This is a genomic window from Paenibacillus sp. NPDC058174 (genome assembly GCF_042883865.1).
Lineage (GTDB): Bacteria > Bacillota > Bacilli > Paenibacillales > Paenibacillaceae > Pristimantibacillus.
This window is the reverse complement of the sequence record NZ_JBHVUY010000009.1, coordinates 96,062-120,421: the sequence shown is the minus strand read 5'-3', so window position 1 is coordinate 120,421 and position 24,360 is coordinate 96,062. Positions and strand designations below refer to the sequence as shown.

22 protein-coding genes are annotated in these 24,360 nt (G+C 50.4%); 2 read left to right on the top strand and 20 right to left on the bottom strand.

Translation table 11 applies throughout. From position 1 onward, the window contains the following. Positions 1-1,462: 1,462 nt before the first annotated feature. The 7 genes from ACFVVF_RS26575 to ACFVVF_RS26545 form a co-directional block, all read right to left on the bottom strand. Positions 1,463-2,188, bottom strand: a complete 726-nt coding sequence (locus ACFVVF_RS26575) for a nucleoside phosphorylase (protein WP_387815918.1) — start codon at positions 2,186-2,188, stop codon at positions 1,463-1,465. A 1-nt stretch (position 2,189) separates the two neighbouring features. After that, the gene (locus ACFVVF_RS26570; protein ID WP_387815917.1) at positions 2,190-2,861 is read right to left on the bottom strand and encodes a sulfite oxidase-like oxidoreductase; all 672 of its coding nucleotides are present in this window, start codon (positions 2,859-2,861) and stop codon (positions 2,190-2,192) included. A gap of 20 nt (positions 2,862-2,881) precedes the next feature. Beyond that, a complete protein-coding gene (locus ACFVVF_RS26565; RefSeq protein WP_387815916.1) occupies positions 2,882-3,805 on the bottom strand; it encodes an ABC transporter permease in 924 nt (307 codons plus the stop codon). Further along, complete coding sequence (locus tag ACFVVF_RS26560) at positions 3,789-4,862, bottom strand: ABC transporter permease (protein ID WP_387815915.1); 1,074 nt, start codon at positions 4,860-4,862, stop codon at positions 3,789-3,791. Before ACFVVF_RS26560 ends, ACFVVF_RS26565 begins: the two co-directional genes overlap by 17 nt. After that, positions 4,855-6,354 (bottom strand): ABC transporter ATP-binding protein, encoded by a 1,500-nt coding sequence (locus tag ACFVVF_RS26555; RefSeq protein ID WP_387815913.1) that lies wholly within the window; start codon positions 6,352-6,354, stop codon positions 4,855-4,857. The genes ACFVVF_RS26560 and ACFVVF_RS26555 overlap by 8 nt, the downstream gene beginning before the upstream one ends. 80 nt (positions 6,355-6,434) lie before the next feature. Then, on the bottom strand, positions 6,435-7,475 hold the full coding sequence (locus ACFVVF_RS26550; RefSeq protein WP_387815911.1) for a BMP family lipoprotein: 1,041 nt from the start codon (positions 7,473-7,475) through the stop codon (positions 6,435-6,437). A gap of 208 nt (positions 7,476-7,683) precedes the next feature. Then, positions 7,684-8,289 (bottom strand): TetR/AcrR family transcriptional regulator, encoded by a 606-nt coding sequence (locus ACFVVF_RS26545; protein ID WP_387815908.1) that lies wholly within the window; start codon positions 8,287-8,289, stop codon positions 7,684-7,686. A 302-nt stretch (positions 8,290-8,591) separates the two neighbouring features. Here ACFVVF_RS26545 and ACFVVF_RS26540 point away from each other — a divergent pair, with 302 nt between their 5' ends. Beyond that, positions 8,592-10,031 carry a DHA2 family efflux MFS transporter permease subunit gene (locus tag ACFVVF_RS26540; protein WP_387815963.1) on the top strand — a complete coding sequence of 480 codons (1,440 nt, stop codon included), beginning with the start codon at positions 8,592-8,594 and terminating at the stop codon, positions 10,029-10,031. Between the two features lie 72 nt (positions 10,032-10,103). Here ACFVVF_RS26540 and ACFVVF_RS26535 read toward each other — a convergent pair whose 3' ends face one another. The 10 genes from ACFVVF_RS26535 to ACFVVF_RS26490 form a co-directional block, all read right to left on the bottom strand. After that, a complete protein-coding gene (locus ACFVVF_RS26535) occupies positions 10,104-10,619 on the bottom strand; it encodes a MarR family winged helix-turn-helix transcriptional regulator (RefSeq protein ID WP_387815906.1) in 516 nt (171 codons plus the stop codon). A 117-nt stretch (positions 10,620-10,736) separates the two neighbouring features. Next, complete coding sequence (locus ACFVVF_RS26530; protein WP_387815904.1) at positions 10,737-11,609, bottom strand: urease accessory protein UreD; 873 nt, start codon at positions 11,607-11,609, stop codon at positions 10,737-10,739. A gap of 1 nt (position 11,610) precedes the next feature. After that, the gene (gene ureG / locus ACFVVF_RS26525) at positions 11,611-12,324 is read right to left on the bottom strand and encodes an urease accessory protein UreG (protein WP_387815961.1); all 714 of its coding nucleotides are present in this window, start codon (positions 12,322-12,324) and stop codon (positions 11,611-11,613) included. 60 nt (positions 12,325-12,384) lie between these two features. After that, positions 12,385-13,068, bottom strand: a complete 684-nt coding sequence (locus ACFVVF_RS26520; RefSeq protein WP_387815902.1) for an urease accessory protein UreF — start codon at positions 13,066-13,068, stop codon at positions 12,385-12,387. 22 nt (positions 13,069-13,090) lie between these two features. Next, positions 13,091-14,806 carry an urease subunit alpha gene (gene ureC / locus ACFVVF_RS26515; RefSeq protein WP_387815900.1) on the bottom strand — a complete coding sequence of 572 codons (1,716 nt, stop codon included), beginning with the start codon at positions 14,804-14,806 and terminating at the stop codon, positions 13,091-13,093. Beyond that, positions 14,803-15,171 carry an urease subunit beta gene (locus ACFVVF_RS26510; protein WP_387815898.1) on the bottom strand — a complete coding sequence of 123 codons (369 nt, stop codon included), beginning with the start codon at positions 15,169-15,171 and terminating at the stop codon, positions 14,803-14,805. Before ACFVVF_RS26510 ends, ureC begins: the two co-directional genes overlap by 4 nt. Positions 15,172-15,195: 24 nt before the next feature. After that, complete coding sequence (locus tag ACFVVF_RS26505; RefSeq protein WP_387815896.1) at positions 15,196-15,501, bottom strand: urease subunit gamma; 306 nt, start codon at positions 15,499-15,501, stop codon at positions 15,196-15,198. 174 nt (positions 15,502-15,675) lie between these two features. After that, positions 15,676-16,653, bottom strand: a complete 978-nt coding sequence (locus tag ACFVVF_RS26500; RefSeq protein ID WP_387815893.1) for a D-alanyl-D-alanine carboxypeptidase family protein — start codon at positions 16,651-16,653, stop codon at positions 15,676-15,678. Between the two features lie 112 nt (positions 16,654-16,765). Beyond that, the gene (locus ACFVVF_RS26495) at positions 16,766-17,854 is read right to left on the bottom strand and encodes a sensor histidine kinase (RefSeq protein WP_387815891.1); all 1,089 of its coding nucleotides are present in this window, start codon (positions 17,852-17,854) and stop codon (positions 16,766-16,768) included. After that, complete coding sequence (locus ACFVVF_RS26490) at positions 17,844-18,542, bottom strand: response regulator transcription factor (protein ID WP_387815889.1); 699 nt, start codon at positions 18,540-18,542, stop codon at positions 17,844-17,846. The genes ACFVVF_RS26495 and ACFVVF_RS26490 overlap by 11 nt, the downstream gene beginning before the upstream one ends. Positions 18,543-18,768: 226 nt before the next feature. Between ACFVVF_RS26490 and ilvD the strand changes: the two genes are divergently transcribed. Beyond that, the gene (ilvD, locus tag ACFVVF_RS26485; RefSeq protein WP_387815887.1) at positions 18,769-20,454 is read left to right on the top strand and encodes a dihydroxy-acid dehydratase; all 1,686 of its coding nucleotides are present in this window, start codon (positions 18,769-18,771) and stop codon (positions 20,452-20,454) included. 90 nt (positions 20,455-20,544) lie between these two features. Here ilvD and ACFVVF_RS26480 read toward each other — a convergent pair whose 3' ends face one another. The 3 genes from ACFVVF_RS26480 to ACFVVF_RS26470 form a co-directional block, all read right to left on the bottom strand. Then, positions 20,545-21,735, bottom strand: coding sequence for a sensor histidine kinase (locus tag ACFVVF_RS26480; RefSeq protein ID WP_387815885.1), 1,191 nt, complete (start codon positions 21,733-21,735; stop codon positions 20,545-20,547). 109 nt (positions 21,736-21,844) lie between these two features. Next, positions 21,845-22,543, bottom strand: a complete 699-nt coding sequence (locus ACFVVF_RS26475; protein ID WP_387815883.1) for a response regulator transcription factor — start codon at positions 22,541-22,543, stop codon at positions 21,845-21,847. Then, positions 22,536-23,501 (bottom strand): phosphatidylinositol-specific phospholipase C/glycerophosphodiester phosphodiesterase family protein, encoded by a 966-nt coding sequence (locus ACFVVF_RS26470; protein ID WP_387815881.1) that lies wholly within the window; start codon positions 23,499-23,501, stop codon positions 22,536-22,538. The genes ACFVVF_RS26475 and ACFVVF_RS26470 overlap by 8 nt, the downstream gene beginning before the upstream one ends. Positions 23,502-24,360: the final 859 nt, after the last annotated feature.

The following is a 24,360-nucleotide window of genomic DNA, read 5'->3' as shown; positions in this document are numbered from 1 at the left end:
ATTAGCGAAATTTGGTTCGCTGTAGCTACAGTGGAACTGCCTGAACCTCCATTTAGCGAAATTGCCTTCGTTGTTTTGCGAACCTGCTTCGCTGGAGGCATCAGCAAAGCCATTTGTAACTATTCATGCGCTATAGCACCTCAGTTACTCTATTAGCCTGCCCCTCCAAGTAACATTATGGTTCTACAACGAAGCTCATTCGCTATTTAGTGAACCCCGCTTCGTTGTACGCATTGGTATGAGGCCGCACCAGTCATTTAGCGAAGACAGTTTCGCTTTCCATGAACCTAGGTTCTCCATTAGCGAAATTTGGTTCGCTGTAGCTACAGTGGAACTGCCTGAACCTCCATTTAGCGAAATTGCCTTCGTTGTTTTGCGAACCTGCTTCGCTGGGGGCATCAGCAAAGCCATTTATAACTATTCGTACGCTATAGCACCGTAGTTATTCTACTAGCCTGCCCCTCCAAGTAACATTATGGTTCTCCAACGAAGCTCATTCGCTATTTAGTGAATCCCGCTTCGTTGTGCGCATTGGTGTGAGGCCGCACCAGTCATTTAGCGAAGACAGTTTCGCTTTCCGTGAACCTAGGTTCTCCAATAGCGAAATTTGGTTCGCTCTAGCTCCAATGGAACTGCCTGAACCTCCATTTAGCGAAATTGCCTTCGTTGTTTTGCGAACCTGCTTCGCTGGAGGCATCAGCTGAGCCATTTATAACTACCATGTGCTATAGCACCTCAGTTACTCTATTAGCCTGCCCCTCCAAGTAACCTTACGGTCTATAGCGAAGCTCATTCGCTATTTAATGAACCTCGCTTCGTTGTACGCATTGGTGTGAGTCCTCACCCATCATTTTGCGAAGCCAGCTTCGCTTTCCGTGAACCTAGGTTCTCCATTAGCGAAATTTGGTTCGCTGTAGCTACAATGGAACTGCCTGAACCTCCATTTAGCGAAATTGCCTTCGTTGTTTTGCGAACCTGCTTCGCTGTACACCCAAAGGTAGCAAATGTTAGTGAAAAGTACTTGATGCAGCAGCCTGGCCTGATAAAAGTTACATCGAGCTCTGTGATAATTTAAATAGCAGATTAGTTAAAAGAATGACCAATCAATTCAGTAGTTTTATGAGCGAAGGCAGCGATTCGAGTTCAGCCTGACTTTTTGCAGCTTCTATCCATCCTCCTATCGCGGAAGCGATTAGTTAGATGGAAGCAAGAACGGCAGGTTGAACCGATTTGCGCAATGAGCGATTAATTGTTCTACAAGTAGGCAGGTGAGCGGATGCAGCAATTCGAGTTCAGCCTGACTTTTTGCAGCTTCTATCCATCCTCCTATCGCGGAAGCGATTAGGCAGATAGAAGCAAGAACGGCAGGTTGGACCGAATTGCGCAGTGAGCGATTGCTTTTTTTACGCACAAAAAAAAGGCGTTGCAGCAAGGAAAAACCTTGCTGCGACGCCCCACCATCTTATGCTTTTGCAAGCTTCGCAACTGCCTTCAGCGCGGCGATGATCTCGCGCTCCACAGCATCCGCAACGACATTCGTGTGCGGATCATATTCGGCTGCCAGATCAGAGTCGGCATAGCCGTCCAATGCAACGATAGCGCCGGCGCGTACTCCGCGAAGAGCAGCAACGACATACAGCGCTGCGATTTCCATCTCAACCGCCAACACGCCTGCTGCCTTGTATTGCTTATGCGGCACTTCGACAACGCCGTTGAAGAACACATCGAGCGTAACTGTAATGCCTTTCTTGACGATGCCGCCCTCAACGACAGCAGCTTCATATAGAGCCGTTGTCACGTCAGTATCGGCAACAGCCGGGAAGCCGCTCGGTACGAGCTGGCTCGTCAAGCCTTCCGCACGAACCGCAGCCGTGCTGACGATCAAGCTGCCAGCCGGATGATCAGCGGAGTAGGAACCCGCTGTGCCAACGCGGATCAGCGTTTTCACACCGCCGCGAATGAGCTCCTCGAAGCAAACGGCAGCACCAGGGGAACCGACACCGTGACTTACAACGGCCAGACGGACACCGTCATACTCGCCGACAAAGGTGCGGTATTCGCGGCTGAAAGCCAATTCGCGGGCATTTGTCAGCTTGCCGGCAATTTTCTCAGCGCGGAAAGGATCGCCGCATACGATGGCAAATGGCGGCAAATCTTCAGATTGAACCTGTAAAATAGACAACAGCATATTAATCAAACTCCTTATGAACCCACTCGTCTTCCGGAATATCGATCGTCTCGCCGGAGAACCGCTGCTCGCGGAACGGGTCTGCGTAATTGTGGAAGCCGTTGCGCTCCCAGAAGCCAGGACGGTCTTCCTTCATAAATTCAATACCGCGAATCCACTTCGCGCTTTTCCAGAAATACAAATGCGGCACAACGAGCCGTAGCGGCCAGCCGTGCTTGTCCGTCAGCGGCTCGCCGTCAAAGCTGTGAGCAAGCATCACATTATCCAGCAGCAAGTCCTCCAGCGGCAGATTCGTGTCATAGTTCTCATCCGCATGGATCATCACATATTTGGCATCGGCATGAACACCCAGCAGAGGCAGCAGGTCGATAAAACGAATGCCCTCCCACTCCGTGTCAAGCTTCGACCAGCGGGTTACGCAGTGAATATCGTTCACCTGCTTCGTCTGAGGCAAAGCCATCAGCTCTTCGAAGGTGAAGATCCGTTCCTCTGCCACTTCTCCGAATATACGAAGCGTCCATGTCGACAAGTCATATTTCGGCACATCGCCTTCATGAAGAATCGGGAACCGCTCCGTAATCGTCTGGCCCGGCGGTACGCGGTGAGCAAGCTCCGGAGCCACCTCGGCAACCCGGACCGGCGCTTTTTTCAAACGTTCAGCCTTCTTGTTCATGTCTATGTCATCCTCCTAGCTTAACGGGAGCTCTCATTCGCTTTACGCGCTTCCTGCATATAGCTTTTATCTTTAAAGAAGAACATCGCAACAATGGTAACGAGATAAGGCAGCATCATTGTAAAATGAACCGGAACCGCGAAGCCTTGGAGTCTCGTACTGAGCGCATCCATCAAGCCGAACAGCATGCTGGAGCCGAGTACGCCAAGCGGACTCGATTGTCCAAGCATCGTAGCAACCAATGCGATGAAGCCGCGGCCGGCCGTCATGCCTTCTGTAAACATCGTAACTTGGCCAAGCGACAGCTGCGCGCCAGCCAGCGCACAAAGCACGCCGCACATCAGAATAGCGCCATATTGGATACGGGTTACTTTGATGCCAAGGCTCCGGGCAGCCGTCGGATTCTCACCCGCTGCAAGCAGCCGGAAGCCGGAAACCGTTTTGAACAAGTAATATTGAAGAACAAATACAAGCACCAGAGACAGGTAGACGAGCGGTGAATGGCCTGAGAGGACATCGCCAAGCCATGGAATATCCTTCAAGAGCGGGATATCCCATTTCGGCAACCCGATCATGTCCTTGTCATAGAAAGCGCCTTTTACATTAAAAATAGCCCGCAATGAGAAGGTCGTCAGCCCGGCCGCTAAAAAGTTAAGCGAAATACCAACGACGATAATATTGGCTTTGAGATGTATGCTCATATAAGCCATTAACGCTGAGAACACAAGCACACACGCGATCGCAAACAGCACAGCAAGCCAAACGCTGCCGGTCAAATGATTGCCTACAATCGCCGCAAAAGCGCCGATCAGAATGAGGCCTTCCAGACCGACGTTAAAAAGTCCGACGCGGGAGCATAATGCGCCGCCTAGCGCCGCCAGCAAAATCGGCGTGACCATACGGAGCGTCGATGCGAACAACGAGACATCAAACAGCTGGTCCATTGGAAGCCCCCGCTTTCTTTTTCTTCTTCTTGAAATAAGAGTACGTAAATCTTGCGGATATAAACAAAATGAGAACCGCCTGAATGATGCTGGACACTTCCAGCGGAACGCTCGTATTGCGCTCTACACCCATGCCTCCGGTCTGAAGAGCCGCCAGCAGCAGAGCCGCCAGCGCTGTACCCAGCGGATTCGATCCTGCCAGCAGCGTAGCCATAATACCGGACCACGCATAGCTTGGAGCCGTCAACGCATTGTCGAGATACCGGTATTGCGTGCCAAGCACCTCGCCTGCACCAGCCAAGCCGGCAAATCCGCCGCTTGCGAGCATGCTGTAGATCATCATCTGACCGCGTTTCACCCCGCCGTATCCGGCGAAAAGCGGATTTCCGCCCAGCATCCGGACTTCATAACCGCCAACTGTATGGCGCATGAATAGCGCCAGCAAGATCGCGCCCGCAGCAGCAAGGATAAAACCGGCATGCAAACTCATGCCCGGGAACAGCTTCGGCAGCCATGCGGCCTTGTCGATCATTACCGTCTGTGCCATTGCTGCCGAGCCTGACTTGTCCTTCAAAGGATAGGATACGATGTACCCGGCAAACAGCACCGCTACATAGTTCAAAAGCAGTGTCGTGATCAACAAGTTCATTCTGAATTTAGCGTCAAGCCAGCCCGCGAGTGCAGACCACAAGCCGCCGGCTGCAATACCCGCAACCAGAGCGGCAACAAGCTTCAGCCAGCCTGGTCCCGGCAAGTAAATTGCTGTAACCGCCGCGCTTAGTGCACCGAGCACCATTTGGCCTTCTGACCCCATATTGAAAAATCCGGCGCGGAAAGCAAGCGCAACGCCCAGACCAATCAGTATTATAGGTGTCGCCCGGCTAAGCGTATTGGTGAAGAAGTAAAAGCTGCCGAAAGCGCCCTTCCACATTTCGCCGTAAGTCTCGAACACAGAACCTCCGACGACTGCGATTGCGATAGCGCCTGCGATCAAGCCGACAATAATAGCGAGAAGCGGCTGAAGCAGCGCGCGCGCCGTACTTTTAAGATTATCCAACCGCTTTTCCTCCTGCCATTAATAAACTGATTTGCTGCTCGGTTGCAGCTTCTGCCGACAGCTCGCCTACGATTCGGCCTTCATTCATAACTAGAATGCGATCCGAAAGCTTCAATATTTCCGTCAATTCCGAGGACACAAGCAGAATCGCGCCTTGCTCCGCTCTTTTCTTCAGCAGCTCGCCATGGATGATTTCCATAGCTCCGACATCCACGCCGCGCGTAGGTTCTGCAGCTATGAGAAACGGAGTCTTCTGTGCAAGCTCCCGGGCAACGATCAGCTTCTGTAAATTGCCGCCCGACAGATTTTGCGCTTTCGTATGAATGGATCCGGTCTTAATGCCAAATTGCTGTACCCAGCCGCTAACAAGCTTGCGGATCGCGGAGCCGCGAAGAATGCCGTTGCGCTGGAATTTGCGGTAATGTCCCATAAGTCCGTTTTCCATCACGCTTGCCCCTTTGGCAACGCCCCATTGGTAACGGTCCTCCGGTATATGCGCCATGCCGCGTTCGCGTATTGTGCGGACGGACTGGCCCTTCATGCTTTCGCCAAGCAGCAGCACATCGCCCTCATCCGGCTTCAACAAGCCGGATACCGCCTGCAGCAGCTCGGATTGTCCATTGCCGGATATGCCGGCAATGCCGACAATTTCGCCTTCCCGGACATGCAGATTCACATCATTAAGCGCCGGATGCAGTTGATTTCCCCGCACCGTCAGCCCTTTAACCTCCAGCACCGTTTTACCCGGCTTTGGCGTCTCCCGAACCATATCAACAAGATCCCGGCCGACCATCAGACGCGACAGCTCCTCGACATTCGTGTCCTTTGCGTCGACCGTTCCTGTTACGCGGCCATCGCGAAGCACGGTAATCCGGTCAGCCACTTCCATAATTTCCTGAAGCTTATGGCTGATGAGAATAAAGCTTTTGCCCTTGGCGGACAGCGCTTTAATTGCAACGAGCAGCTCCTTAACTTCCAGCGGCGTCAAAACAGCAGTTGGTTCATCGAGAATGATAATTTCCGCGCCTTGATGAAGCACTTTCAATATTTCGACCCGCTGCTGCATGCCGAGCGAGCAATCCTCAACCTTCTGCCAAGGATCTACCGGCATCCCGTACTGACGAGCCAGCGCTTCCGTTTGGGCAGCCGCTTCCTTCCGGTCGAAGCCGACTGCCTTCGAGGGCTCCCTGCCAATGACGATATTTTCAGCTACGGTAAAAGACGGAAACAGCATGAAATGCTGATGCACCATGCCGATTTTACTGCGGATCGCATCCGTCGGGCTGCTAAAATGCTTCTCCTCGCCCTGAACGGTAATTGAACCGGAGGTTGGCGTTTCCATGCCGTATAAAATACGCATCAGCGTCGTTTTTCCAGCGCCGTTCTCTCCTACAAGCGCATGGATTTCACCCGCGCGCAGCGAGAAGTCGACTTCCCGGTTAGCGGTAACGGCGCCGTAAGACTTTGTTATTTTGTCCAATTGCAGCAGCATAACATCGCTCCTCCCTTTTTTATGTAGGCAACAGGAAACCGGCTGCGATCAGCAGCCGGCAGTATTTTACTATTTTGAACCTACGGAGTTTGTACTACAATTTTACCAGAAATAATATCTTCTGCAATCGCCTTAACTTTGTCCACTGTCTCTTGGCCAATGAACGGGCTCAGTGCGGAAGTCGTTTCATTCGTAATGAATGTAACGCCTACACCTTTTTCTTTCAAGCCGTAGTCAACCGAAGAGAATTCGAAGTTGCCGCCAACAAAGTCTTTTACTGTTTCGTAAGTTACTGTGTCTGTGCCTTTCAGCTGCGACAATACGATATGCTCAGGGTCGTCAAGTGTACGGTCAATGTCTTGGCCGGAAGCGTAAAGGTTTTTCTCTTTCGCCGCTTCGAATACGCCAAGGTCGCCTACTGCGGACATGCCGGCTACAAAGTCAGCTTTTTGCGAGTATTGCAGCAAAGCCAGCTCTTTCGCTTTCGGGGAATCCACGAAGCTGCCTACATAGTTAACAAGGAATTTTGCATCCGGGTTCGTAGCTTTCAAGCCTTGCTCAAAGCCGGAAGTGTATTTTTTCAACAGCGGCGTGTCCATCGCTACAACCGCGCCTACAACGTTTGTTTTCGTGGACAAGCCCGCTGCTGCGCCAAGCAGGTAAGCCGCTTCTTGCTCACGGAATTTTACGCTGCGCACGTTAGGAAGATCAACTGTCGTGTCGATAATCGCGAACGGCTTGTTCGGATTTTCTGTAGCGACTTTCGTCAAAGCATCTTCTGCTTGGAAAGTTGCCGTAATGATCAGGTCATAGTTTTCAGCAACAGTAGCGCGCAGGTTTTGCTCAAGCGCTGCCGGGTCTGTCGATTCGATCGTTTTCACTTCTACGCCGAAATCTTCTCCAGCTTTTTTCAAGCCTTCGTCCATCGTTGCGAAAAACGGGTTAACGCCAATTTTTTCAGGAAGCACAAGCGCGATGCGTTTTTTCTTGCCGCCGTCATTGCCTGCTCCAGCGCCATTCTCGCCTGTACCAGCGTTGCTGCCTTTGTTATTCGAACCGCATGCGGCAAGTACCGCTACGATTGCTAACATCGTTACAACTAATGATAATGTCTTTTTCATTGATTCAAGTCTCCCCTATTCCTGCTTTATAATTTTATTTAATCCCATCTTACCACAGTTGTATTGTCGGAATAAATCATTTTATTTTAATTTCGACAAAATACTTTACTATTCTACAGTATTTTGTCGAACTGCGGCTAAAAGAATGCATCATTGCCATCAATTTGTAACAATTGAATACGTTTTCTCTCCGTCCGGAGAACTATTGCTAGTCCGTTTCAGGCAATTGCAGCCGAAACAGATGTGAAAGCTGTTTGGCAAGAAAAGCTGGCGTGTAGGGCATATCATGCCGAAGCCAGTTAATAATCGTTCCGATAAAGGCGGAAGATCCGTACCAAATCGCAATATCCGTAGGTACCCGGGTAGTTGACAAAGCTGTAGACGGCTCCCGATTTTGCGCTCTCTCGGTGATGAGTTTAATCATTAGATTCATCAGACTATCCGTAAAAACCGGAATGCGTTTTGAAGCAAGCAGCACTTTATAAAACTTAGAGTTGTCGGCGATATGCTCGATCAGCTTTTGCATTTTGTACATAATGGGCCAATCCTTGTCTCTGACAGGAGACGGATTGGAAGCATCATTTATGATTTCCTCAATCTGCTTAATCATTTCCTCCGCTATTTTCTCCACCATATCCGGAATATCCCGGTAATGCAGATAGAACGTAACACGATTAATCGTAGCGCGCTCCGTAATCCGGTTCACCGTTATTTTTTCCAGCTCAAGCTCCTGCAGCAAATCGATAAATGCTTCGCGAATCAGTTGGCGCGTGCGCAGAACTCGCGGATCGGTCCGGGGTGTTGTTGTTGACATATAGCCGCTCATATCCTTTTCCATAGCTTATCTATACGACAGTTGAGTGCCGATTTGTAAATTATTATTCCACTATACGACGGTTTGCCTGCTGACGTAAACTATGAAACAGTTTTAGAAAAGCTGTTGCTTGTAGATTGCATACCCGTTGATTATAATTTAAAACGCTAAGTTAACTATGCAACAAAGTGTCTATTAGTTTCAAGTTCATCAAGAAGTAAGTATGAAGGGATTGAGTTTTTGTGAGTAGTCATTCAGCCTTTGACAGCAGTTCGATCAAAAAAGGCCCATTGTTGTTCGTTATGATTCTCGGAGCGTTTATCGCGGTGTTAAATCAGACCATTATGGGAGTCGCGACCCCTGAACTGATGGCTGACTTTCAGATTGGCGCGTCTACAGCCCAGTGGCTGACAACCGGTTATATGCTCGTAAATGGAGTGCTTATACCGATTACAGCTTTCCTTATGCAGCGGTTCACGACACGCGAGCTTTTCCAGTCTTCCATGATCATATTCCTCTGCGGAACCATCGTGTCCGCTTTGGCTCATAACTTCGATCTCCTGCTGATCGGCCGTCTGATTCAAGCTGCCGGAGCCGGGATTATTATGCCGCTGCTCATGACAGTCGTTCTGACTATTTTCCCTCCCGATAAGCGCGGGGCTGCGATGGGAATGGTCGGGTTCGCCATTATTTTCGCGCCTGCTATCGGCCCTACGCTCGCAGGGTATATTATGGAGCATTACTCGTGGCGCACGATGTTCTACGGCATGATTCCGTTCGCTGTCATTATTATTGGAATTGCCTTTATTTATTTGAAAAATGTATCGGAGCGAAGCTATCCTAAAGTCGACATCTTAGGGGTCATTCTCTCGACAATCGGCTTTGGCGCTATTCTGTACGGCTTCAGCAGCGCCGGCGGCAAGGGCTGGTCAAGCGCAGAAGTTCTTATCTCTATCGCCGCAGGGGTTGTTTCCCTTGGTCTCTTCACCTGGAGGCAGCTGGTTTCCAGCAGCCCGCTTCTCGATCTGAGAGCATTCAAATACAGCATGTTCTCGTTGACAACCGTTATTAATATCGTCGTGACAATGGTCATGTATGCAGATATGATGCTGCTTCCGCTGTATTTGCAAAGCGCACGCGGCTATACAGCTATGGAGTCTGGACTTCTTATGCTGCCAGGTGCGCTGCTGATGGGCTTCATGATGCCGGTAACCGGCAAGCTGTTTGACCGTTTTGGAGCGAAATGGCTGTCCATTATCGGACTGATCATTACGATTCTGACCACGATCGGCTTCGTGAATCTGACCGATTCCACAAGCTATACGTATTTGGTCCTGATGTCTACGGGACGCCGTTTCGGGATGGCAATGTTCCTGATGCCGATAACAACTGCCGGCCTGAACCAGCTTCCTGCGCGGCTTAACGCACATGGCACAGCAATTTCCAACACCATTAAGCAAGTAGCCGGCGGAATCGGTACGGCATTGCTTGTCACCGTAATGACGAACAGCACCAAAACGCATCTTACAGATATGATGACCTCAGGTGCTGCAGGCACGAAGGAGCATATGCTGATGGAGGCGACGATTCAAGGCATTAATGATGCATATGTCGTCATTATCGGAATTGGAATTGTCGGTTTGCTGCTGTCCTTCTTTATCAAACGTACGGGTCAAGCTGAGGACCCGGAAGCCGAAGCAGCACCAGCAGCTATCAATAGACAGCAAGCAACCGAAGCATAATGGATTAGAGTACTACTGCTTCATAATAAAAATAGCTTTTCCGCCAGCTGGCGGAAAAGCTATTTTTCTATCTTACAACTTCGGGATTCCTCTCGAAGAATCTATATTCAGGCATTCCGATTCTCGCTTCGCTTCCAGATTACGCGACATTTTTTGAAACATTTTCGTAGCAATCTCCATTTCTTCGACCTCGAACCCGTCATACAGCTCGTTCATAATCCGTTGGCGCATTTCATGGATGAACCCGACCAGCTTCCGGCCTTCGTCCGTAATCTCGAGCAGCACGATACGGCGATCCTGGTCACTTCTTGCCCGCTCGATATAGCCATGTTCAATGAGCCGGTCGGCAATGCCTGTTACAGCACCGCTCGTTATCCGAAGCAATTCGGCCATAGCAGAAGCCTTTTGCGGTCCAAGCTCATCAAGCAGGAGCACCATTTTCCCTTCGGTCATTCCAAGCCCATGAACGTTGAATCGATTGTATTCTGCGTTAATCAGCCGCCGGAGCAGCCGGAACGCATCGTCCATCTCTACAAGCTTCTCTTGCTTTTCACGCAAACGCTCATCCATTGCATTCCCTCGCATCATCCTTTAATTCTCTTCATAATACCGTTTTTTCCGCGCGGAGCCAACCTTTGAGCACGATTTCAAACAAAAAAACAATAAAAAACGGCTCCTTCCGCATCCGCGAAAAGAGTCGTTTCTCTAGTTCCTCAACAAAGACAGCGGCGGCTTGCCGAACATTGACAGCCGCGCCGCATCCCAAAGCAGCCTCATCGTCTGCTGCAGCGGCCAAGCGGCTGTTGACGCCGCAGAGACCGCAATGCCGTGTCGATAGGTCAATGTCGCTCCAGCCAGCACCGTATGCTGCTGAAATGAAGGCAGCTGATCCAGCACCATCTGAAGCGCCTCCAGCAAAGCACCGTTGACGCGGTCTGAGAACAAGTAGAAGGTCGCCCAATGCGTCTGTGCTTCCCAGCATCCCGGAGCGGACAGCCTCTGTTCCGGCGGCTTGATCCGCTGTCTCTGCGCAAAGATAAGCTCCTCGCCGTAATGAACAGTCAGCGTATTGCGAAGCTCCCGATAGCGGAACACCTCATTACGCAGCGTCCTTCCCGGGCATAGCACATCCGCCTGCATCCAGACCGCCCCGGGTGCGAGTGTCACCCGCGTTTTATTGTCCAGTGCTGCCGATTGAAAGAGCATAATCGGCTCCGGCATATGCTCGATGACGGCATCCCTCTCAAGAGAAAAGCTTTGCAGCATAGAGGAGCCGCCATCTTCCCCGCTGGGATGAACCTTCGTATAGGATTGATTAGTGATGAATGTATAAGCACCTTCGCCTGCCCGCCAATCGAATTCATACCGGTCGCCGTTCAACAACCCGGGCGACACATCCATTACGATAACACCCAGTTGTCCTTCAAGCGGAAAAGCTTTGGCGATTTTAATTGGAGCCGTATGGTATTTATCGGTAAGTATTGTACCTGCTCCTCCATTTGCTCTGGCAAATGATGCGTGCAATACAGAGGTTTGCATCTGCCAGCCTGCAAATGAAGGAACTTCTTGACGTGTCATCTTAGTGCGAATGAGGCGCAGCGCCCAATTGAATGATATGCGAATGCGCTTCGCCGCGGGCATGAGCAAGCTCATGCTCCAGCCAGCCTACAATCTCATCCACGCCGTCGCCGCCATGCATGTTGGAGAAAACAAACGGCTTATTGCCCCGCATTTGCTTGGAGTCGGCATCCATCACTTCAAGGCTGGCGCCCACAAATGGAGCCAAATCAATTTTATTGATGATAAGCAAATCAGAGCGCATGATGCCCGGTCCGCCTTTACGCGGTATTTTCTCCCCTTGTGCTACGTCTATAATATAAATAAACAGATCGACCAGCTCCGGGCTGAAAGCCGCCGCCAAATTGTCGCCGCCGCTTTCAATGAAGATCAGGTCCAGTCCGTCAAAGCGCCGCTCCAGCTCCTCGATCGCCTCGAAATTCATCGATGCGTCCTCCCGAATCGCCGTATGCGGACAGCCGCCTGTCTCTACACCGATAATCCGCTCCTCCGGCAGCACACCGGTGTTAACCAGAATGCGTGCATCTTCCTTCGTATAAATATCGTTGGTAATAACGGCGAGACTGTACTTGCCGCTAAGCTCGCGCGACATCACTTCGACTAATGCCGTTTTCCCCGATCCTACAGGTCCGCCAATGCCGACCCGAATTGGACGCGCCCCGTCAAAAATCGGTTTCTCCCATTGTTGATGCGAATGTCCTTGTCCTTCACACATTGCAATCCCTCCATTAAATGGTTTCATTTCAGCTTCGATTCGAGATTCTATGCTTCTCATTCAAGACATAAACAAGCGGGAATACAATCGTTCATGACGGATCATGCCAAGCTCCGCCATCGGCATATTGGCATAAGCCTCTTCCGGCTCCATACGGAGCGAAAGGGCAGCCGCCTCTTCAGTAAGCTTCGAAAGGCTGGCAATAAGCGCCTGCCCTTCCGTCTGCCCCATCGACATAAGACGCAATGCGCTGTTTACGCAGGTGACGATACAGGTGTACAAGTAGCCTTGAATCCCCTGCTCCTCCGATAGTCCAAATTGCAGACAGGCATAGCCGTGAACGAGCGGGTGCGTCGCAAGACATTCGCCGCTGTGCAGCCCCTCCGTTAGAGGCGCCCAGTCCAGCTGCGGATGTATGGAGCCGGCCAGCTGCAGCAGCCTGCGGCCCATCTTTTCCACACCGCTCCTCGTCTCCGCCGCTATACGCTGCACATGAACGAATCGCTCCACCGCCCACAATGCTTTCCAAGCTCCAACAGGAGCGTCACGATACACGGCCCGGATCACCATCGCATCCGATGTCGCCCAGCTTTGCATCAGCATCGCTGAAGCATAATCATACAGCTTTGCTGTCGTATCCATCCGGCCTTCCTGTACAAGCGTCTCCAAGCCAAAAGAATGGGAGAAACCGCCGATCGGCAAGGCGGAATCGAGAAGCTGCTGCATCGCCAGCCAAGGGATCATCTCGCCTGCCACCTGCCTTCCTTTAGAACAAAAAATAACGCTGCGCCATCGGCAGCTCAGCCGCTGGCTCGCAAGTAACATGCTCGCCGTCGACCGTTACTTTATAGGTTTCCGGGTCCACTTCGAGCTTTAGCGTCGCATCATTATGAATCATGTCCTTTTTCGTCACGCTGCGGCAGCCGCGAACCGCCTCGATCCGCTTCTGAAGGCCTAACTCGCTGGCTATTCCGCGGTCATATGCAGCTTGCGATACGAATGTAATAGAGCTGCTCTGCACTAGTTTGCCGAATGAAGCAAACATCGGACGGCCGAATACAGGCTGAGGTGTAGGTATCGAAGCATTGGGGTCTCCCATCTGCGCGTAGGCGATACTGCCGCCCTTCAAGACCAGGTCCGGCTTTACGCCGAAAAACATCGGATGCCAAATGACCAGATCGGCGAATTTGCCCGGTTCGATCGATCCCACTACATGCGAGACGCCGTGCGTAATAGCCGGATTAATCGTATATTTGGCAATGTAGCGCTTAATTCGAAAGTTATCGCTTTCCGCATCATCCGGAGCAAGCGGCCCCCGCTGCTTTTTCATTTTATCCGCGGTTTGCCAAGTTCGAATGATAACCTCGCCCACACGGCCCATCGCTTGCGAGTCGGAGCTGATCATGCTGAATACGCCCATGTCATGCAAAATATCTTCCGCGGCAATCGTCTCCGGCCGAATCCGGGAATCAGCAAAAGCCACATCCTCCGGAATTCGGCTGTCCAAGTGATGGCAGACCATGAGCATGTCGAGATGCTCTTCTATCGTATTAATCGTGAACGGACGCGTCGGGTTGGTCGACGACGGGAGCACGTTAAGCTCACCGGCAGCTACAATAATATCCGGCGCATGGCCGCCGCCCGCTCCCTCGGTATGATAAGTATGTATGGTCCGCCCGCCGATCGCTGCCAGCGTATCTTCAATAAAACCGGCTTCATTCAATGTATCGGAGTGGATGGCAACTTGAATGTCGAATTGATCAGCAGCCCGCAGACAGGCGTCAATCGCAGCGGGAGTCGTTCCCCAATCCTCGTGAAGCTTCAGGCCAATTGCACCCGCTTCAATCTGCTCGATGAGCGGTTCGGTGAATGATGCATTTCCTTTGCCGGTAAAACCGATGTTCATCGAAAACTGCTCCGCAGCCTCCAGCATCCGCCGCATATGCCAAGCGCCTGGCGTTACTGTCGTAGCGTTCGTTCCCGTTGCCGGCCCCGTCCCGCCGCCGATCATCGTCGTAACACCGGAGGATAATGCTGTCTCGATCTGCTGGGGGCATATAAAATGAATATGCGAATCGACGCCTCCAGCCGTTACGATCCTACCTTCGCCCGCAATAACCTCAGTGCTCGCTCCAACAATCATATTCGGCGATACGCCGTCCATAATATCCGGATTGCCGGCTTTGCCCACACCGACGATTACACCATTCTTCAAGCCGATATCCGCTTTGACGATACCCCAGTGATCAATAATGATGGCATTCGTAATGAGTGTATCCAGAACGCCTTCATCACGAATTGCGCCACTGGACTGTCCCATGCCGTCGCGAATAACTTTGCCGCCTCCAAACTTGCACTCATCGCCATATACGGTGTAGTCATGCTCGATTCGAGCCCAGAGCTCGGTATCCGCCAACCGGACAGCGTCGCCGACCGTCGGCCCGAACATCGCCGCATAGCTCTGCCGATCCATAGTACTCATGCTCGATCCCCTTCCCAAGCCGCCAGTCTGGCCCGCACCTCATCCGGCATCGCCCCGATTTCTGCTTTGCCTTGAGACAAGCCGTTCAAACCATAACTCAGCTTCGAGCCGCCCAGCTCCACCAGCGTCACCGGCTTCTCTTCGCCCGGTTCGAAACGGACCGCAGTGCCAGCCGGGATATGAAGCCTCATACCATAGGCGGCTTCGCGGTCGAACTTCAAAGCCCGGTTCACTTCAAAAAAATGAAAATGCGAGCCGACCTGCACCGGCCGGTCGCCTGTATTGACCACGATGCATGCGATCGTCCGCCTTCCGGCATTCAGCGCAATATGACCTGCCGCCGTCCGGTATTGTCCCGGTATCATAGCAAGTTCCTCCCTCTATCCCGGTTATTGCGCAATCGGATGGTGAACCGTTACAAGCTTCGTGCCATCCGGAAACGTCGCCTCCACTTGAACTTCATGAATCATCTCCGGAATGCCAGGCATGACCTGATCCCGGCGCAGCACTCGCGTTCCGTAAGTCATAAGCTCGGCAACCGTCAGTCCGTCGCGTGCGCCTTCCATTATTTCCGAGGTAATAAGTGCAATGCTTTCGGGATAGTTCAGCTTCACCCCGCGGTTTAAGCGGCGCCTGGCCAAATCGGCTGCAATCGTTATAAGCAGCTTCTCCTTCTCGCGTTCCGTCAACTGCATAGGTTCACCTCTCTGCCTATAATAGTTCCATTATAGACAGCCTATTTCAGGAAGTAAATGGGTTTGTGTAAGATTATATGACATTTAAAATTAATGATATTAATAAATAGATAAATATACCCATAAATTTAACGTGTATGTGACATCGGTGGCGGAGCATCCGACAAATCGCGGTTATCGCGCCGCAGCCGCAATCAGTCCGATTTTAGCCGACATGTCTATTTTCCAGCTGTCGAATTTACTCGTTTGAAACCCATAATGAAGCAGCTTTTGCGTTTCCTCGAACCTGGCGTCCGCTGTGCCCGCTCCCATGACAACCGTAATTAGCCGTTTGCCGTCAACCTTCGCCGTTCCTGTAAAACAATAGCCAGCCCGCTCCGTGTAGCCGGTCTTTAGACCATCATTTCCCGGATAAGCGAAAGGCTTCCCTGACAGCATCATATTCGTCGTCTGCAGTCTAGCGTCGGAGCTGGTCAGCTTCACGCTGTCTCTAGCCGTTACCTCCAGCACTTCCGGATATTTGCTGATCAAATAATAAGCGAGCTTGGCCGTATCTTTGGCCGTTAACTCCGTCTCTTTCGAGGCGGACGCTTCCGGGAAAGCAACGAGGTCCGTCATACTTAGTCCCGTTGCATTGCCGAATACCGCTTTATCTGATAAACCGATCTCCTTGCCGCGTTCATTCATCATTCGTACAAATTTCTTCTCCGTGCCGCCGATATGCTCGGCCAATGCTATTGCAGCATCATTCGCGGAATGAACCGTTGTCGCCTCGAACAATTCTCTGACCGTCCAGCTCTCGCCAGGGCCGAATCCGATCTGCGCACCAGGCGCATCCGCGGCGTACCGGCTCGTCTTTATTTTATCGCTCCATTTCAAAAGCCCGTCGTTTACACGATCAAGAACGAGCAGCTCGGTCATCATCTTTGACATGCTGGCAGGCGGCAGCGCAGCATTAGCATTTTTCTCAAAGATGACTTTGCCCGTCTGTGCATCCAGCAATATGGCAGCCTCTGCGGCGATATTCAATGATTTCTTCGATTGTACCGGTCTGCTATACCACTCGGAGCCGGCCAGGCCAAACACCGTAATCCCCGCTAATAGTAAAAATAGGCCTGCTGCTTTCCGATTCATTTTCCTAGTGCTATTCATAAAAAAATCCCCTCTCCATGCCGTATCTTTCTTCTCCTATTGTAGGAGGGGCATTTTAAGGGGGATGTAACAAAATCATAATTAAAACTTAAATTTGTCTTAAACTAGGGCCCTAATCCAGCGCAGGCAGCTTCACTCTAAAGGTCGTCACCGATGACTCGCTCGTTACGCTAATCTCGCCGCCATGCTTTTCGACGATGCCCTTGGCAATAGCTAGGCCAAGCCCAGATCCGCCGGACTTCTCGGTCCGCGACTTATCCACCCGGTAAAACCGGTCGAATAAATAAGGAAGATCTGCCGCCGATATCGTCTCTCCGTAGTTCGTCACCTCAACTAAAGCCCAGCCTTCCATCTTCTGCAGACGGACTTCTACTCTCTTCCCTTCTTTGCCGTATGCGATCGCGTTGGACAGCAAATTCTCAAACACCCGAACCAGCTTGCCTGGGTCCCCCGAGATGATGACCTCTTTATCATCACCGTACAGCTTCCCCTCCATCTCAGCCTGCCGCAGCTCCGGCAAAAACTGCACAAGCAGCTGGCCGAGCATTTCCTTCAGGCTCATCTGCACCTGCTGAAGCGGAACCGCATCATGGCGCATACGTGTATATTCGAACAAATCATTAATCAGAACATGGAGCCGCTGCGACTTCTCATATGCGATCTGCACATAATGGCGCAGCTCCACCTCATCGCGATAACGGTCCTGCTCCACTAGGCCAAGGTAACCGAGAACCGAAGTAAGCGGCGTCCGCAAATCATGCGAGACGTTCGTGATCAGTTCATTTTTCGTCTGCTCGGCACGCCGTTCGTCGTCCAACGAGTTTTTTAGCCGCTCAACGAGCACATTCATATCTTTAGCCAAATTCGCGAAATGGCTGCGCGGCACAATCGGAATAACGTCATCGAAATGACCTTCAGAAATGTAACGGATGGAATGGCCGATCCGCTCCAGACTGCGGTAGGATCTCCATTGGAAAAAACAGAAAAAAGCGAGTATTAGAATGATGCCCGCTGCATACATCGTTTCCTGTCGCCCTAAAATATCAAACATGTCAATAACTACTCTGCGCAAGCGGGAGCCTCTGAGCAAAATATCGCCGCCTGCCACTAAAAAAATGATGCTAATACTGCCTAGAGCAATGCTGATCGCCAGATGCAGCAGCGTCCGCCATACCATCCGCAATGCGATTCTATCCTTCAATTTTATAGCCGACCCCCCATACGGTTACGATCAGCTTATCCCCAAGCTCCTGCTCCAGCTTGTCCCGAAGCTTGCTGATATGAACCATAACCGTGTTATTGGACTCGAAGTACTTCTCCTTCCACACCTGCTGGAAAATCTCCTCCGCACTGAACACTCTGCCCGGATTGCTCGCAAGCAAATAAAGAATGCCAAACTCGGTTGAGGTTAGATTTAACGCCTTCCCTTCAACCGCAGCGGTATAGCTTGCTTTATCTATCGTCAGCGCTCCCAGAACAAGTCCTTCCCGTTCCTGGCTTTGCGCAGTTGCCACCGGATTGTATTGGTAGGAGCGTCTAATCAGCGACCGGACCCGGGCGATCAGCTCCAAGGGGTTAAACGGTTTGATCATATAATCATCGGCGCCTGTCATGAGCCCCATAATTTTGTCCATATCTTCGGCTTTCGCGCTCACCATCAGAATCGGAACCGCATGATCCCGCCTTAATCTCCGGCACACTTCGAGACCATCCATCTTCGGCATCATAATGTCGAGAATAACCAAGTCGAACGCAGCCTTGCCATATGCCTCAAGCGCTTGCTCGCCGTCAAACGCAATTTCCGTCTCATAGCCTTCATTCCGCAAATAAATTTCAATGAGCTCCGCAATCTCCCGCTCGTCGTCTACAATTAATACCCGCCTATTCATTACGCATATCCTCCTGTTCGCCAAACCCTGCTGGTTACACTATACAAGATAGTATTGCCCGCCGTCCTCCATAGTTGGAATTATTCAGAAATATTATGACAAATTTCAATGTTTCTTAAGGTTTATCCGGTGCTGGAAAGCGTCTGGAATCCATTCGTATCGCTAGCCAACGGTTGTCCGTTGTGATAAACTGAGGGGTATCGACATTTATATGGGAGGGTCTCACATGGCGCCAAAAAAAATGCGTTCCGACATGATTACTAAAGGTTTCGACCGCGCACCTCACCGCAGTCTTTTGCGTGCTGCAGGCGTTAAGGAAGAAGATTTCGGCAAGCCGTTTATTGCGGTCTGCAACTCTTATATTGATATTGTTCCAGGTCACGTCCATCTTCAAGAATTCGGCAAGCTGGTAAAAGAAGCGATCCGCGAAGCTGGCGGCGTTCCTTTCGAATTCAACACAATCGGCGTAGACGACGGCATCGCAATGGGCCATATCGGCATGCGCTATTCCCTTGCAAGCCGCGAAATTATTGCAGACTCCGTTGAGACAGTCGTTAACGCGCACTGGTTCGACGGCATGGTATGTATTCCGAACTGTGACAAAATCACACCGGGCATGATCATGGGCGCGCTTCGCGTCAACATCCCGACCATTATGGTCAGCGGCGGCCCGATGAAAGCTGGACGCACGAAAGACGGACGCGCAATCTCGCTTACGTCGGTATTCGAAGGCGTTGGCGCTCACATGGCCGGCAAAATCGACGACCAGTCGCTGCTTGAGCTTGAACAATACGGCTGTCCGACTTGCGGCTCCTGTTCCGGCATGTTCACTGCCAACTCCATGAACTGCCTTGCAGAAGGACTTGGCCTTGCACTTCCAGGCAACGGCACGATTCTGGCTGTATCGCCAGAGCGCAGAGAGTTCGTTAAACAATCGGCACGTCAACTGATGAAGCTGATCGAGCTTGACCTGAAGCCTCGCGACATCGTGAAAAAAGAATCGATCGACAACGCTTTTGCTCTCGACATGGCAATGGGCGGATCGACAAATACGGTTCTTCACACACTTGCTATCGCTCATGAAGCAGGCATTGAATATCCGATCGAACGTATTAACGAAGTAGCTGAGCGCGTGCCGCACTTGGCTAAAATCGCACCAGCATCCGATTATCATATTGAAGACGTTCATAATGCAGGCGGCGTAAGTGCAATCATTAATGAATTGTTCAAAAAAGAAGACGCTCTTCACGGCGAGATGATGACTGTAACCGGCAAAACGCTTCGCGAGAACGTTGCCGGCTGCGAAATTCTCGACAAGGACGTTCTTCACCCGATCGACAACCCGCACAGCGAACGCGGCGGTCTGGCTGTCCTCTTCGGCAACCTGGCTCCACGCGGCTCCATCATTAAAGTTGGCGCTGTCGACAAAGAGGTTGGCGGCTACCACAAAGGTCCTGCGATCTGCTTCGACTCGCAAGACGAAGCGCTTGCCGGCATCGCAACTGGCAAAGTAAAAGAAGGACATGTTGTCGTTATCCGCTACGAAGGACCTAAAGGCGGCCCTGGCATGCCTGAGATGCTGGCTCCAACTTCGCAAATCGTCGGCATGGGTCTCGGCACGAAGGTTGGCCTCGTAACGGACGGCCGTTTCTCCGGCGCATCCCGCGGCATCAGCATCGGTCACGTATCGCCTGAGGCAGCTGAAGGCGGCCCAATCGCTTTCGTACAAGACGGCGACATCATCGAGCTGGACATGAACAACCGTTCCATGAACGTTCTGATCAGCGACGAAGAGTTCGATAAACGCCGCGCTGCTTGGCCTGGCTTCGAACCAAAAATCAAACGCGGCTACCTGGCGCGTTACTCGCATCTCGTAACAAACGCCAGCACTGGCGGCGTTATGAAAATGTAGTTTGATTGAGTTAAAGAGAAACCCGCGTCTTGAAGACGCGGGTTTCTCTTTTTGTTTTCATACTTGTTTATCAACAGGCAAGGCAATCTTCTAAAGAAGGCGCTGCTTGGGCAATTGGACTATAACGTTAAATTGATCGCCATGGATCTCGACTCTGATCTCCCCGCCGTGCAGCTCAACGATGCTTTTCACAATGGCCAGTCCGAGTCCGGAGCCTTCTGTATGGCGGGATTCATCTGCTCTTTTGAACCGTTCGAACAGCTCTTCTGCTGCAAAATCAATCTCGTATGCAGCTGTGTTCTGAATTTTGAATAATACCCCATCAGCAGATTCATCCAAATAAATATAGATTCTAGTTCCCGGAAGCGAATATTTTTGTGCGTTGCCAATTAAATTTTCGAATACACGCCAAATTTTATTGCCGTCCAAATGCGCATGGATCGGAAATTTCGCGATTTTTTCCCGAATGACGAGCTGCGCTTGCCCCATGTTCGTGCTGGACTCCGCAATCGCTTGCTTCAACAAGGTTGCGACATCGACGTACTCCATATCCAGCTCAACTGCACCGCTGGCCATTTTCGAAATATCGAACAGGTCTTCAATCAACAGCTTCAGCCGGAGCGCCTTACGGTCCAGAATTTCAATATAGGCTTGTGTTGTTTCTGTAGAGAGGCTTTCTTTCTTCAATAAATCAACATAGTTGATAATGGAAGTAAGCGGGGTCTTCAAATCATGCGATACGTTCGTAATCAGCTCTGTTTTCAGCCGCTCGCTCTTCATCTGATTTTCCAAAGCGCTTTGGTAGCCGGTCTTCATATTGTTAATATAGCCAGCAAGCTCGGATAGCGCATCGTTGCCTGTATCTTGAATCGCATTGTGAATATTTCCTTCAGCAATTTCTTTGCTTCCGTTTAATATGGCAGCGAAGCGTCTGAGTTTGACCAGCGTATAGGGAACTACAAGCAGCACGTACAACAAAATATAAAGAATAAGCCAGCCCAGCTCGTATCCGCTGTAATAGGTGACTGCCCGCCAGATGCAAACGCCGGCTGTCGCAGTGAGCAAAAAAATGATAAAGAGGACGAGAGTTATTTTCCCGTTTTGGCGACTGGTTCGAATGCCTATTGTCCAAATATGAAAGTAATCCATCATCACACTGCCGTGCCAAAAGATACGCTCGTTATGGGGCTTTTTATAGTAGAGAATCAGTCTGCCTATTAACAGGGCAAAGATAATAGCAGCAAGCAGTTGCTGGATGAAGCTTGAAATTGAATATCCCAAACCCAAACTCAATCCTGGCACGTATAAGTACCTGTCTATCAGCACAACACTCAATAAGATCGCAGCGACGATGATGACAAGAAGTTCGATTCGAGCCTTCCGGTCTGGTTTATTTTTTCTCGATTTTGTATCCAATTCCCCATACCACCTTTAAATATTTTGGGTCTTTGGGATTGATCTCAATTTTTTCACGAATATTTCTTACATGAACGGCAACCGTATTCTCTGAAGCGAAAATCGGTTCATTCCACACACGCTCATATATTTCTTCGATTGAGAAAACTCTGCCCTTATTTTCCATCAGCAGCTCCAAAATTTTATATTCCTTCGGGGTCAGTCTGACGTCCTCTCCATCGACTTCAACCGTCTTCGAGCTTTTGTTCAGCAGAAGTCCCCTTACTTGAATGATCTCTTCTCCGTCTGACTGGAAGGAGCCTAAATTCGTAAACCGGCGCAGCTGTGACCGGACTCTAGCGACCAGCTCCAGCGGATTGAATGGCTTCGTTATATAGTCGTCTGCTCCAACGTTGAGACCCAGAATCTTGTCGCTGTCTTCCGACTTGGCGGAAAGCATAATGATCGGAATATTTTTACTTTCGCGAATTTTGAATGTCGTCTTAATGCCATCAAGCTGCGGCATCATAATGTCCATAAGTATGAGATGAATCGTTTCCCGTTCAAGGATTTCCAATGCCTCAAGGCCGTTAGAGGCTGTAAATACATCCACATCATCGCTTTTCAAATAAATAACGAGCGCTTCCCTAATTTCCGTTTCATCGTCTACAACTAGTACATTATTTTTAGCCATAATTTCTCACCTTCATCACAATATTGCTTATACTTGCCAATCCGGAACGGATGTATGCCGGAAATTCTAGCTGGCCTGAGAAAGAGCCGGCAACCAGCAGTTCCTCTGGTGACCGCTCCTGATCCGTGTAAAATCCATGTACTCCAAAGCTGTTCAGCAGCTGCATAACCAGTCTGTTATTAACGGTGTGGACGTAGCTTTTTACCCCGAGCTTATTTAGTGCCGGAACTAGATTGGGATTAATAACTGCGCGATACGCAGGCATGGCGACAGCTGACAAGTGGTTGTCCCTTGCAAATTCTACAATACTATTGGCGGAGGCGCCAGTTTTGTATAGTGAATACATCTTGTTCGGGAAAGGGTAGATTCCCATTACCGTGTCATACATTTCCGGGCTGAAAATTTCAGGTATCATCCGGTTGAGCAGTGCAGGATCCGTACGCTGAGCCTCATTGACCAGCTGTGTAAACAGCTGTTGAACTTGCTCTTTGCTGCCCACCTTTGTATCCAAAACTAGGTCAAAATCACGATATTGCTGCATCAGCCGCAGTATATCCGGCATCGTAAGCGGATGAAACCTGCCCATAATAAGCGAATTTGCAAACTGAAGCGTTGTTACGTTTCGTCCTCCATGAACGGCCAAATCCGGCTGCAATCTATGCGACCAGCCATGTCTGGCAGCTAGCTCCCCATCCGCTGTCTGCACAAGATCAACCTCGAACAAGCGGTACCCTCTATTGTAATTGGTAATAAATGCCTCATAAGAATTGGTGTACTTAGCGCCGTCCACTCCGCCAAGCGCATGTGCAATAAGCTTGTTTTTCTCCCAGCTCTCCCAACCCCTGACGCTTGTTGCCGAAGTCTGCTGATTCTGATTTGACCAAACAAACCCCCAGCTACACCATATTACTCCAGCCATTATAACGGCTATTACACTAAACATAATTGTTCTCTTCATATTGAGTTGCTCCTTTGTTATTCCGATGTAACTCATACTAAAGGACTCAAATGAAGACGGGCTTGTGCAAAAACGAAAGAAATTATGAAGTTTGGTTGCGTCGCTGCAAAAGAGTATCTACAGCGGGTCTATAACCACGGTTTGTGGGGTTTGTGGGACTTTTCCGCATATGATCGACGACCATCATGTAACGACACACCGCGCGCTGACAGCACAAAATGTAAAAGTGCATTTTGATTACCCCAAAATAGCCTAAAACAGCTATCAAAATGCAAAAGTGCATTTGAAAACCCTCCAAATCGACTTATCAGGCCATTTTAGACCAAACAACCTGCACTTTTGCATTTTGACACCCTAAATCGCCGAAAAAACGCCAATCAGCCTGCACTTTTACATTTTGATTAGCCAACGTGAGACTATATGTATGTTGCGCAATTAAGGAAAGCGGAGCGTTTCGAGTTCAGGATGCTTTTTTGAAGATTCTATCCATTAGCATCGTGTAGGCGATGGGACAATGGAATCAAGAATAGCAGCATGAACCGATACGCGCAGCGACATCCGCATTTGAACTCAAGCAAGGGAGAGCGGAGCGTTTCGAGTTCAGGATGCTTTTTTGAAGATTCTATCCATTAGCATCGTGTAGGCGATCGAATAATGGAATCAAGAATAGCAGCATGAACCGATACGCGCAGCGACACCCGCATTTTTACTCAAGCAAGGGAGAGCGGAGCGTTTCGAGTTCAGGATGCTTTTTTGAAGATTCTGTCCATTAACATCGTGTTAGCGATGGAACAATGGAATCAAGAATAGCAGCATGAAACGATACGCGCAGCTTCCCCCAAGCCTTGAGCAGAAAAAA